We start from the raw sequence: 11,531 nt of genomic DNA on the forward strand, positions 1-11,531 counted from the left end.
TTTGGCGATTATTCTGGCTTAATTTCTTCGCTAGTTCCTGAACTATCTTCACCTTCACCTTTCATCTTTATCTTTATTGTTTGATCTCCTTCAGCCTCGTCCTTTTTCTTAATCGTTATGTTAGGATTGGTAACATTGGTAATTGTAAACTCTGTACGGCGGTTTCTCTGATGATCTTCTTCTGTCTGAGCGTTTTTCACAAGAGGTTTGTCCTCTCCATAACCTTTTGGAGTAATTCTGTCTTTTGCTATGCCCTTAGAAATAATATAATCAACTGCTGATTGAGCACGTTTTTGAGATAGTTTTCTGTTGTAATCAGCAGAACCCCTTTCATCTGTATGTGAGCTTAGTTCGATTTTGATTTCGGGATTGTCCACAAGTAATTGTACGATTTTCAGCAATTCCAGGGCTGCATCCGGCCTGATATCCCACTTATTGAAGTCATAGTAAATATTATCAATTACGATAGTTACACCAACTTCGATTTTAGGTAATACCATTTTGTAAGGAATTTTAATAAAGGATTCTCCCGGACCTAGTTTTTCAAATGGCACTTTTGTACCAATTGTTGAAAGCTCTCCATTGCTTTCTTTTAAATATCCAAATCTTGCACCTATAATTTTATACCTGGTTTCAGGCTCAATTTCGTAGGTATATTTTCCTGAAGCATCAGAGGTAAGGGCTGTAATGGTATCTCCTTTTTCACTAACCAGCTGAATTCGTGCAGAATCCAAAGGCACTTCAGCAGGATTGTCTTTGGTAATCCCAACTATTAGACCATCAAGAATGTAATGAGCGATTTTGATTTTAGATTTGTCAAGGAACTCGTATATATCATCATCTCCTTTGCCATTTGGTCTATTGGAAGAGAAGTAACCCGTCAATGTATCTTTGAATGTAATGGCAAAGTCATCATAACTTGTATTGATAGGACGACCTAGGTTTTCAATTTTAAGTTTGTGTTTAGCAGAATCTTTTCTTACAGCAAACAAATCCATGCCTCCAAGAGAAGGGTGGCCATCGGAAGAGAAGTAGAAAATTCCTCTTGAATCTTCGTATGGGAAAAGCTCATTACCTCTAGTATTTATTGGTGTGCCGAGGTTAGTTATATTTCCCCATTCTCCTTTTTCGTCTTTTGTTGACTTATAAATATCTACACCTCCGTTAGCATCGCTGCTTTCCCTGTTTGATGCGAAATAAAGTGTTTTACCATCAGCAGAAAGTGCAGGAGAGGAGTCCCATGCGTCCGGGTCATTTATTGGAAGTAATTTAGGCTCAGACCATACTCCCGCTTGTAGAATGGATTCATAAAGATCTACATCTTTTGCGCCTTTTTTGCTACCAGTATTTCCACGGGAAAAAATCATTGTTTTGCCATCTTTCGAAAAAGTAGCAGAAGCTTCATGCGCATCTTCACTATTGATAACTTCTGGAAGTTTTCTCGCCTGGCCACTGAAATAGTCTGCACCATCAAAAATGAATTCATATAAATCCGTAAATCCTGTCCCTGTGGCAGTATGCATCTTTTGTGCATCTCTGTTAGAGGTAAAGTATAGTTTGTCATTTTTGAAGGTAGGAGAATATTCTGTGAATGGAGTATTCAGTTTGTCAAGGTTTTTAACCTCGAAATATGATTTCTTTTCAACTATGTCATTAAGAACTTTGAGATTTTCCAGTTCATTCTTTGCTCGGTTTACCAGATCAAAGTTCTGTCCTATTTTAACATAATTTGAAAGTTGTTTAGCAGCGCCAACATAATTGCCAACCGCTTTTAGGGCAAATCCGTAATAGTAATATGCTTCTTCCTGATTGGTATTGTTTTCTACGGCTTTCGCATAAAAGGGCTCAGCCTCCTGCATCCTATTGGAGCGTCTGAACGATTCTGCGATATAATAATTCGCATCTGATGGCCCTCCTTTACTTACAGATTGCTGAAAGTTTTCAATTGCAGGTTGGTATTCAGCCTGATTATAATGTTGCAACCCTTTTTTGTAGGATTTCATGGCTGAAGGAGTACAGCCAGCAAGAATTACCAGTAAACAAAAGAATTTAGAAAGATTGAGCTTCATCTTGAGTTTTTAAAATAATAGTATAAACTATGGTTTGCACAAATATGCAGATCTTAAGAGAATATACTGAATATATTTCGGCATACTCCCTTTAAAATATCAAATTTAAAAAACTTTTTGAGAAATATAATTATTTGCCTGTCAGTTATTAAAAAAACGGGATACCCAAGAGCTTTTAGCGGGTAATTCCCAGTTCTTTATTAATTCCTGAAGGCAGGTAATTGTATTATTATAGATTAGAGTTTCCTGGGTAATTAAACCTTGCTTTACGGCAGCAGAAACTTCATTAAATTTTATAATGTGGATCGGGGATGAGGCATTTTTATATGCCACTAAAGACCTGTCAAGAAGATTTGTGCCAGTGTGTGTGGCTATTTCTCTTATTATTACGACAGATTTATCAATTGAACAACCACTGGCATCTGAAATACTTTCGTCAACTGCTATAATGATGAATCTGTTGAATCGGATTTCAAAAGTGCCTGTCAGTTTTCTTCCATGACTTTCCCAACCTGAAATGAATGAATGCAATTTTTCAGAAATATAGTCTTGTTCTTCTAACGAAAATTCTCTGTCTGACTGATATACCCAGACTTTTGAATTTTCTGGAAAACTGGCAATTTTTGGTTGTTCTGGAATAATCATTTTATAATCCTTCGTACTTTGCAATTAGTTCTGCAATATCGTAAACTTTTATTTCAGATTCTTTTTCTTTGTTTTTAACTCCGTCGGATAACATAGTCATACAAAATGGGCATGCTGCTGCTATCACTTTTGCTCCGGTTCCAATTGCCTCTTCTGTTCTTTCAATATTTATATCTTTGAATCCAGGTTCAGGTTCCTTGAACATTTGCGCTCCACCAGCTCCGCAGCACAGACCTTTGGTTCTGGACCTTTTCATTTCAACTAGCTCCGCGTCCAGTATTTCTAATACCTTTCTTGGTGCTTCATATATATTGTTAGAGCGCCCAAGGTAACAAGAGTCATGGTAAGTTATCTTTTTACCTTTAAATTCGCCACCACCTTGCAACTTTATTTTTCCTTCGTTTATAAGTTGTTGAAGAAATTCAGAGTGATGAAGTACTTCATAGTTACCTCCAAGCTCCGGATATTCATTTTTAATCGTATTAAAGCAATGAGGACAGGCAGTTACTATTTTTTTTATGCCGTAGGCATTCATTACCTCAATATTGCTTACTGCCTGAACTTGGAAAAGAAATTCATTTCCAGCTCTTTTTGCAGGTTCTCCTGTGCACGATTCTTCCGTCCCTAAAACTGCAAAGTTAACAGATAGTTTATTTAAAATTTTAACAAATGCTGCAGTAATTGATTTTGCGCGTTCATCAAAGGACCCTGCACATCCTACCCAGAAAAGAATTTCAGGAGTTACTCCCTTTGCTGCCAGCTCGGCCATGGTTGGAACATTTATCATATTTTCGCTCATAACTTTATCAACTTCAATAATTTACTGATTTAATTTTTGAACCCAGTTTAATCTGTCAGAAGGGGAAAATTTCCATGGTGCAAAGTTGTTCTCAATATTGGAAAACATGCCATTCCATGAAGCCGGAGCTTGTGATTCCTCCATAATTTTGAATCTTCTGAGCTGAACAATAATGCTAACCGGGTCAATATTAACAGGGCATGCTTCGACACAGGCATTGCAGGTAGTGCAGGCCATAATTTCTTCAACAGTTATATAGTCCCCTAGCAAAGATTTCCCATCCTGATGGTCTTTTCCGTTCGCTTCAATATTCCTTCCCACTTCTTCTAGTCTGTCTCTTGTGTCCATCATAATTTTTCTAGGACTGAGTTTTTTACCTGTCAAATTAGCTGGGCATTGGGATGTGCATCTGCCGCATTCTGTGCAGCTATATGCTTCCATTAAATTTTTCCAGGTCAGATCCTGAACGTCTTTTGCTCCAAATCTACCGGGAGCAGCATTGTCATTACCTGTTTCGACAGGAAGATTAAGCATTAATTTAACTTCTTTAGTTACTTCAGGCATATTTGATAGTCTACCGGCTGGATCCAGTTTGCTAAAATATGTATTTGGGAAAGCAATAAATATGTGCAAGTGCTTAGAATCTGTGAATACGTACATGGCAAAGGCAAGAATTCCAATAATATGTGCCCACCAGCCAAACCTTTCAATAAATATCAATTCTGAATTGTCCAGGCCATTAAATAAAGGCTTGAGAAAACTTGTAAAGAAAAAGTCACCCGTAGCAATATAGTGTTCCGACCCTCTGGTTTGTAATATACCATCTGAAGTATTCATGCTAAGGAAGCAGATCATCAGGAAAATTTCAATGGATAGAATGATATTGGCATCAAGCTTTGGCCAACGCTTCATTTCTTCGCCGTCAAATCTTTTCACTTTGATGATGTTTCTTCGTACTAGGAAAATTGCACAAGAGACTAACACTGAAATAGCCAGGAACTCAAATATATTGATCAATGAAGGGTATAACCCTCTGAAGATTGGAGCGAATATTCTGTGGGTGCCAAAGAGCCCATCGATAATAATTTCGAGTACTTCAATATTTATGATTATAAAGCCAACATAAACAAAGAGGTGAAGTATCGCAGGCAGAGGTCTTTTAAACATCTTTTTTTGACCCAATGCAACCAATACCATCATTTTAAGCCTTTCTCCAGGCTTGTCGTACCGATTGAGGTCTCTACCCAATAAAATATTTCTTCTTATTCTCAGGATGCTTTTGGTAATGAAAAAGCCTGATGCAGAAAGCAGAAGCAAGAAAATGACTTGGGGTAAAAATTCCATAAATGAAAATATTTTAAAATTTATGTAAATATTGTTTGTTTAGTTATCAAAACCTAATATCTTTGCGCCACTTAATCGGGAACGTAGCTCAGTTGGTAGAGCAAAGGACTGAAAATCCTTGTGTCGGTGGTTCGATTCCACTCGTTCCCACAGGGGCCTCAAAAGGGCCCTTTTTTATTTTTACTAAAGTAGAATAACTATTTAAGCTAATAGGCAAGTTCCATAAAACATTAATCGGAAAGCTTTTATCTAAGGTAGATCTCATGATGCCATTTTTTACATTTACCTGCTTATAATAAGCGTAAATTAGCTTATATTTATTATAAAAAGTTATAACGATAATTTATCGGTATATGTTGAACATATCTTAATCTTTCTTATCGTTAGTATTTTTGGTTTTAAAACTTGATTGGAATAATTAAAATATTAGTGGAAACGAATTACTATACTAGTGCTAGCAGAACATCCTTAGAAGTTATTAAGCTAATGAGAGTGTATCAATGGCCCAAAAATTTCTTTGTGTTTTTACCCCTTTTTTTTTCAGGTAAAATCCTGGCTTTAGAAAACTGCCAAAAGGTATTGTGGGTGTTTCTTGCTTATTGCCTTGTAGCAAGTTCTGTATATATTATTAATGACCTTTTTGATATTAAATCTGATAAAAAGCATCCAGAGAAGAGGTTCAGGCCTATAGCAAGTGGGGCCATAAGTATTCCATATGCGATTATATTGTGCGTAGCTTTATTGTCATTTTCAATAACAATAGCACTGTCTCAATTTAATATTTTGATTTTAAGTTTTCTTTTGGGGTACTTTCTTTTAAATATTTTATATAGTTTAAAACTGAAGAAGATAGCGATAGTTGATGTAATGATTATTGCGATCGGATTTATTTTAAGAGTTTTTGTAGGAGGTGTTTCAATTGATACGGTGTTGTCAAAGTGGCTCGTTTTAATGACATTCTTGCTGGCTTTATTTTTAGGTTTTGCGAAAAGAAGAGATGATTTGCTGATACTGGAAGAAAAAGGGAAAGTAATGAGAGCGTCATTAAACGGGTATAGTCTTTCATTTGTAAATCATTCAATGGTTTTCATTTCTAGCATAATTGTCGTATGCTATTTTATGTATTCCATCTCTGAAGAAGTCATGCAAAGACTGGGAAATGAATATTTTTATATTACGAGTTTCTTTGTGGTAGCAGGTATGTTAAGGTATTTTCAAATAACTTATGTTGAAAATAACTCAGGTTCTCCAAGTAAGATTTTGCTCACAGATGAATTTACTATTATCAATTTAATGTTGTGGGGACTGGTAGTGTCTTATTTTATTTATTTTTAGAATTCAAGGAGAAATGGAAAATAAAGTCGCGCTTTTTGACTTTGATGGCACCTTAACTAGAAAAGACACATTGGCTGAGTTCATAAGATATTGCCACGGAACACCCAAGTTTCTTTTTGGATTAACATTGCTTTCACCGCTTATCTTAATCTACAAAGCTGGTCTTTTATCTAATAGTGCGGCAAAGAAAGCCATGTTATCTTATTTTTTTAAAGGCTGGGACATTGATGTTTTTCAAAGAAAAGGAGAGGAGTTTGCGAATAAAATAATTCCAGGACTGTTAAAAAAAGATGGTATTGAAAGATTGAACTGGCATTTGAGTCAAGGACATAGGGTTATAATTGTAACAGCCTCAGTTGAAAACTGGATCAATTCGTGGACTAATGAATTGAAGATTGAACTTGTGGGAACTAGGTTAGAGGTAAAAGACGGAAAATTGACAGGAAATTATCTTGATGAAAATTGCCATGGCATTGAAAAAGTAAACAGATTGGAGACCTATCAAATTTTTAATAGGTCCCATTATATTTATGGTTATGGTGATACCAAAGGAGACTTGCCGTTTTTAAAGCTGTCCAATGAATCTTTTTATAAATATTTTAAAAATTGATATAACCCCATCCATTTACAAAATGGATATTTACCATCTTTTTGTTATTATTTTTTAATGTATCATTCAACTCATTCACTTTTGAAAAGTGAACGGAGATTTTCCTTACCTGATTTTTATCGTCATAATATATAACAGGGCTGTTATCCGCACTATAGCCTCCTCCCACTGTTCTATGTAAGAAGATATCAGGATCAGGATTGTAATAATCAGGGTAGTTATTCATCACAAATTTAGATAAAGGATTATGTTTCCCTATCATATAACCTTTACAGTTAAATTCACCAGCCTGCAAAAAACCCAAAATATTGTAGACAAATAAAATTTGAAAAATCAACACAGTGGAGATGATGGTTTTTCCAAATTTTGTCTCATAATTAAAATGGTATAATGCAAATACTAAGAATGGTATTGAACTCCAGGATGCATACCTATGCACATTTGCTCCCCCATTCCATATGTGCATATTAATAAAAGTGAAAACCATCAACATACTTATGGGTAAAAATAATAAGTCAAAATCCCAACTTTTGGGCCCCTTTTTAATTTTCTTTATATAGGTAAATACCCAAATAAGAAACAGTATTGGAATAGCTAGGAATAGTCCCTGGTTTAAATCAAAAAAGAAACCTAAAAAGCGGGTGAAAGATAAATGATTATTGGCTAGATAACCCTTATGTATAATAATATTGGGAATTCCGAAATTATAATAGTAAAAAGCAGATGGAGCAAGGCAAAGAACTCCAATGAAGCCCATAGACAAAATGTTTTTTAAAGTAAATCCATTTTCCCTAAGCAATTTTAAGCAAATGACAGGTGCAAAGAATATTATTGGAGGGTTTTGGGTGCTACCTAAAACCAAGAAAAGCAATGCTCCATAATATTTCTTTTCATAATATAATATTAATGCCAAGAAGAAGAAACTAATTGAAAATACCTCTGGGCCTGGGAACGGAATGTACCATAAGGTTGCAGAAAAGAAGAAGAAGGCGGTTAGGAATATTCGCTTCGATTCTTCAAGCCTGCTAAAGAAGAGAGTGTATATGCAGGAGAAAAATGCTATCAGAAAATTAGTTATCTGAAATGATTTAAGTCCGTCCATATTTAAGAAGCCCAGTAAAATACTTACTGGAACGTTTATCAAAGAGTACAGCCAAAAGTGGTATGAATATTTGTCCCCATTTAAATCGGTAAAATAACCCCAAGAATCTTGCATAAATTCTTTATTCCGTTCAAGGAAGCCTGGAAATTCATTTTTTACAATTTCCAGAAATCCATTACCCGGATAAAAAGTGCGAGCCATTAAATCGAATGATTCAATATCTTCAATTCTCAAATCAACACTAAAATGATTCTTAAACCCTTCTGTCATTAGATAATATTCAAACATATCTCCTCCAAACATCGGCTCAACAAAAAGCAAAAGTCTGGTAAACAGGAAAAAGCTTATTAAAGAAAAAATTATTATTTTATGCTTATTATATGGTGAAATATTGTTCAACATTTTTTAATGACTTAAATGCTTCAATTTTATTACTTCTTTCTCGGTCAAATGTCTCCAGTGGCCACGTGGCAAATCTCTTTTAGTTAATCCGGCATACATAACTCTATCAAGGCGGGTTACTTCATATCCCAAATGTTCGAACATCCTTCTGACAAGCCTGTTTCTGCCTTCATGCACTTGTATTCCTACGACCCATCCATCTGGAGTCACAAACTCAAGTTGGTCTGGTTTGATTGGGCCATCCTCAAGAGTAATTCCATTTTTTAACCTTGCAAAATCTTCATGACTCATAGGTTTGCTCAACTCTGCCTGATAAAGTTTTTTCGTTCTGTTAGATGGGTGCATCAATTTTTCTGCAAGTTCTCCATCATTAGTGAAAAGTAATAAGCCAGTAGTGTTCCTGTCAAGTCTTCCCACGGGATAGATTCTTTCAGGGCCAACGTTTTTAACAAGGTCCATCACTGTCTTGCGCTCATTTTCATCATCAGTAGTAGTGATGAAATCTTTAGGTTTGTTGATGAGCACATATACAAGCTTTTCAGGTGAAAGTATTTTGCTGCCATACTTTACAGTATCGCCCTTTTTTACCTTATAGCCCATTTCAGTTACGACTTTGCCGTTGACTTTGATAAGTCCATCGGAAATAAGAACATCGGCCTCTCTTCTGGAGCATACACCTGCATTAGAGATGTATCGGTTTAGTCTTATTTCATCAGAAGATGTTTTATTTCTCGTACCAGAAGATTTCTTTCCTTCTGATTTTTTGAAATTTTTTGAGCTAGTTTCTTCAGACAGGTTTTCAAAATCACTGAATTCGTCAAAGCCTTCGACTTCTTCGTCTTTAGGTTTTGAGAATGTCTTTTTGAATGATGGTTTTTCTGAAGAGTTTTTTAATCCGGCCTTTTTAAAAGGTTTCTCATTGCGATCTCCAAAGCTTTTTCTTTTATCAGGACTTGATTTTGAAAAAGAACTTTTAGATTCTGAATCGTCAAATTTTTTAAATCCTGTCTTCTTGAAAGGTCTTTCTTCCTGTTTTTCAGATCCTTTTTTCCAATCCTGTTTAGGTTTTGAAAAAGACCTTCCAGATCTTGTATCTTCACTTTTGCCTCTAGGTTTACCACGAAATGATTTTTCGTCTGAGGTCGATCTTTTTTTGCTATCAAAAGTTGAATCTGATTTTCTTCCTCTTTTTTGGTCCCCTTCCCTCCCTTTATATTCTGGAGTTTTTGCTTTAGGATCTTCACCAAATTTCTTTCTTACAAACTTATTTTTTGGGCCTTCAGAATCTCGTGATGATGAATCTGCTTTAAAATCTCTTCCTCTTCCTGATCCGGAAAAAGAGTTTGGTTTTCTGCCATCCGAGGGTTTTTTACCTCTAAATTCGGAAGATCTTTCAGATTTACCCGAATCTCCCTGAGAATCAAATTTCCTTCTTGGCTTTCCTGCCTGTACACGGCCTGCCGGTGTTTTCTTCGCTCCAAAAGAAGATTTTCTGGCAGGGCGAGATTCGCCTGATGCCCCATCTTTCTTTGGGGTAGAAGATTTTTTTGAAGAAAATTTAGAAGCCTTGTCTCTTTCCGAAGCCCCTCTGCCTTTCCTCTGAGGTTGGTCCTTTTTCATAATTCTTTTATGTTATTATCAAAGTTCATAAAAAAATAATCAGGAAATGGTTTCCTGATTATTTTTTTACAAATAAATATTTTAATTAATGTGGGGAATTTTATTCCTCTGGTTCTACCGGATTTTGACTTTCTGAGGAAAAATCTTCTTCTGTTTGGGAATTGCTTTGAGAAGAATGGTCTCCGAAAGTATCCTTGGTATCGTTTTCCTGATTTTGAGGTTCAGTATTGGTGTTGTCCTGAGTATTAAATTCCATTTCTTCTAACTCAGCGGCAATTATTTCATGCTCTTTTTCTACTTCATCCCCGATCTCATTTTCATCTTTGGAGAAATCTTTTGGCATAGGGAGGTCTTTAAGACTGTTAATACCAAAATATTCCATAAACTTTGCAGTAGTGCCGTAGAGAATTGGTCTGCCTACTCCATCAGATTTGCCTTGAATTTCAACAAGCTCCTTTTCCAGCAACTTTTGAATAGCGTAGTCGCAGTTCACACCTCTTATCTGCTCTATCTGATGTTTCGTAATTGGCTGCTTGTAAGCTATAATGGCGCAGGTTTCAAGGGCAGATGTAGATAATCTTTTTTTAGATTTTTGCTTAAGCAAAATACTAATGCTGGATTGATAGGCAGGCTTGGTAAGAAACTGATAACCTCCTCCCATAGAAAAAACTTTAAACGGGTAATTATCATCTTCATACTTTTGGAGAAGCTTCTCCAATGAAGCCTGAATATCTTCAATCGGAACCTCTGCCTCAAACATTTCAGAAAGGCAGGTTCTTATATCTTCCGGTTTTATAGGATCCGGAGAGCAAAAGATTAAACTCTCAATGTGATGCTGAAGGAAATCCAAATTAGTCTTTTCTGTTAAGTTTTGCCTCTATCGAATGCTGTGTGTGAGGAACTGCACGAAGACGTTCTTTGGGAATAAGTTTTCCTGAATCAACACAAATACCATAAGTCCCGTTTTTAATTCTGGCCATGGCATTTTCAAGCTGCTGAATAAATTTTTGTTGCCTAGCAGCGAGCTGTGTAAAGCTTTCTTTTTCGGCTGTATCAGCGCCATCTTCTAGCAGTTTTAAAGTACCTGCCGTATTGTCGGTTCCGGAATCATTTCTTCTGCTCAGAGTTTCCTTAATGTAATTTAATTCTTTTCTGGCTCTATCCAGCTTGTCAGCTATAAGCTGCTCAAACTCCTTTAATTCTTCGTCGGAGTATCTGAGTTTTTCTTCTGCCATAACGCGGATTTATTTTAAATTAAAAAACGGGATGAAAAGTTGACCTCTTTTTTGTTGAGTAACGGAAATCCCTGATTTTTGGTGCAAATTTAGTATAAAAAATGGTTCCACTGGGAAAGATCCAACAATTAATTGTTAAAACTTTTGCCTTCAAGCAGTTAAAAAAATGATCCTTTTTTAAAAGGATTCTCCTAATACAGGCAATTTATTTGAAGTTGTAATTGTGTTTTACTGCTTTTATGCGTGAAATAATTGACTGTCTGTCCATTTCTATGTGATGTTTCATGCGCAAGTAGCGATCTATTACATCCACTTCTTTATTTTTTTCCATACAGGAAGAAATTATGTCATTTACCAAGCATCTCATAGG

At 35.7% G+C, this 11,531-nt stretch carries 11 protein-coding genes and 1 tRNA gene; 3 read left to right on the forward strand and 9 right to left on the reverse strand.

All coding sequences use genetic code 11. From position 1 onward, the window contains the following. Nucleotides 1-8: 8 nt before the first annotated feature. The 4 genes from J7604_RS15365 to J7604_RS15380 all read right to left on the reverse strand — a co-directional run bounded on the left by J7604_RS15365 (nucleotide 9) and on the right by J7604_RS15380 (nucleotide 4,857). Nucleotides 9-2,069 carry an OmpA family protein gene (locus tag J7604_RS15365; RefSeq protein ID WP_293897234.1) on the reverse strand — a complete coding sequence of 687 codons (2,061 nt, stop codon included), beginning with the start codon at nucleotides 2,067-2,069 and terminating at the stop codon, nucleotides 9-11. Between the two features lie 141 nt (nucleotides 2,070-2,210). After that, nucleotides 2,211-2,714, reverse strand: coding sequence for a hypothetical protein (locus tag J7604_RS15370; RefSeq protein WP_293897236.1), 504 nt, complete (start codon nucleotides 2,712-2,714; stop codon nucleotides 2,211-2,213). 1 nt (nucleotide 2,715) lies between these two features. After that, nucleotides 2,716-3,513 (reverse strand): (Fe-S)-binding protein, encoded by a 798-nt coding sequence (locus J7604_RS15375; RefSeq protein WP_293897238.1) that lies wholly within the window; start codon nucleotides 3,511-3,513, stop codon nucleotides 2,716-2,718. 21 nt (nucleotides 3,514-3,534) lie between these two features. Continuing rightward, complete coding sequence (locus J7604_RS15380) at nucleotides 3,535-4,857, reverse strand: (Fe-S)-binding protein (RefSeq protein WP_293897240.1); 1,323 nt, start codon at nucleotides 4,855-4,857, stop codon at nucleotides 3,535-3,537. 77 nt (nucleotides 4,858-4,934) lie between these two features. Between J7604_RS15380 and J7604_RS15385 the strand changes: the two genes are divergently transcribed. From J7604_RS15385 to J7604_RS15395, 3 genes are all read left to right on the forward strand, one after another. Next, nucleotides 4,935-5,007 (forward strand) — tRNA-Phe (locus tag J7604_RS15385). Nucleotides 5,008-5,286: 279 nt separating this feature from the next. Next, nucleotides 5,287-6,192, forward strand: a complete 906-nt coding sequence (locus J7604_RS15390; RefSeq protein ID WP_293897242.1) for a UbiA prenyltransferase family protein — start codon at nucleotides 5,287-5,289, stop codon at nucleotides 6,190-6,192. A 13-nt stretch (nucleotides 6,193-6,205) separates the two neighbouring features. After that, nucleotides 6,206-6,802, forward strand: coding sequence for an HAD-IB family hydrolase (locus J7604_RS15395; protein WP_293897244.1), 597 nt, complete (start codon nucleotides 6,206-6,208; stop codon nucleotides 6,800-6,802). Here the strand turns inward: J7604_RS15395 and J7604_RS15400 are convergent. The 5 genes from J7604_RS15400 to J7604_RS15420 all read right to left on the reverse strand — a co-directional run bounded on the left by J7604_RS15400 (nucleotide 6,792) and on the right by J7604_RS15420 (nucleotide 11,528). Next, the gene (locus tag J7604_RS15400; protein ID WP_293897246.1) at nucleotides 6,792-8,306 is read right to left on the reverse strand and encodes a hypothetical protein; all 1,515 of its coding nucleotides are present in this window, start codon (nucleotides 8,304-8,306) and stop codon (nucleotides 6,792-6,794) included. The genes J7604_RS15395 and J7604_RS15400 overlap by 11 nt on opposite strands. Before the next feature lie 3 nt (nucleotides 8,307-8,309). After that, nucleotides 8,310-9,926 carry a pseudouridine synthase gene (locus J7604_RS15405; RefSeq protein WP_293897248.1) on the reverse strand — a complete coding sequence of 539 codons (1,617 nt, stop codon included), beginning with the start codon at nucleotides 9,924-9,926 and terminating at the stop codon, nucleotides 8,310-8,312. Between the two features lie 100 nt (nucleotides 9,927-10,026). Next, nucleotides 10,027-10,776, reverse strand: coding sequence for an SMC-Scp complex subunit ScpB (scpB, locus tag J7604_RS15410; protein WP_367113573.1), 750 nt, complete (start codon nucleotides 10,774-10,776; stop codon nucleotides 10,027-10,029). A gap of 1 nt (nucleotide 10,777) precedes the next feature. Continuing rightward, nucleotides 10,778-11,161 carry a TraR/DksA C4-type zinc finger protein gene (locus J7604_RS15415; protein WP_028981181.1) on the reverse strand — a complete coding sequence of 128 codons (384 nt, stop codon included), beginning with the start codon at nucleotides 11,159-11,161 and terminating at the stop codon, nucleotides 10,778-10,780. 205 nt (nucleotides 11,162-11,366) lie between these two features. After that, nucleotides 11,367-11,528 carry a hypothetical protein gene (locus tag J7604_RS15420; protein WP_293897254.1) on the reverse strand — a complete coding sequence of 54 codons (162 nt, stop codon included), beginning with the start codon at nucleotides 11,526-11,528 and terminating at the stop codon, nucleotides 11,367-11,369. Nucleotides 11,529-11,531: the final 3 nt, after the last annotated feature.

This window comes from Sporocytophaga sp. (genome assembly GCF_017745095.1).
In the GTDB taxonomy this organism is placed as follows: domain Bacteria; phylum Bacteroidota; class Bacteroidia; order Cytophagales; family Cytophagaceae; genus Sporocytophaga.

Excerpts from the sequence above, each read along its gene's own strand:
- J7604_RS15365 (WP_293897234.1), bottom strand. The coding sequence starts at position 2,069 with ATGAAGCTCAATCTTTCTAAATTCTTTTGTTTACTGGTAATTCTTGCT.
- J7604_RS15370 (WP_293897236.1), bottom strand. The coding sequence starts at position 2,714 with ATGATTATTCCAGAACAACCAAAAATTGCCAGTTTTCCAGAAAATTCA.
- J7604_RS15375 (WP_293897238.1), bottom strand. The coding sequence starts at position 3,513 with ATGAGCGAAAATATGATAAATGTTCCAACCATGGCCGAGCTGGCAGCA.
- J7604_RS15380 (WP_293897240.1), bottom strand. The coding sequence starts at position 4,857 with ATGGAATTTTTACCCCAAGTCATTTTCTTGCTTCTGCTTTCTGCATCA.
- J7604_RS15395 (WP_293897244.1), top strand. The coding sequence starts at position 6,206 with ATGGAAAATAAAGTCGCGCTTTTTGACTTTGATGGCACCTTAACTAGA.
- J7604_RS15400 (WP_293897246.1), bottom strand. The coding sequence starts at position 8,306 with ATGTTGAACAATATTTCACCATATAATAAGCATAAAATAATAATTTTT.
- J7604_RS15405 (WP_293897248.1), bottom strand. The coding sequence starts at position 9,926 with ATGAAAAAGGACCAACCTCAGAGGAAAGGCAGAGGGGCTTCGGAAAGA.
- J7604_RS15415 (WP_028981181.1), bottom strand. The coding sequence starts at position 11,161 with ATGGCAGAAGAAAAACTCAGATACTCCGACGAAGAATTAAAGGAGTTT.
- J7604_RS15420 (WP_293897254.1), bottom strand. The coding sequence starts at position 11,528 with ATGAGATGCTTGGTAAATGACATAATTTCTTCCTGTATGGAAAAAAAT.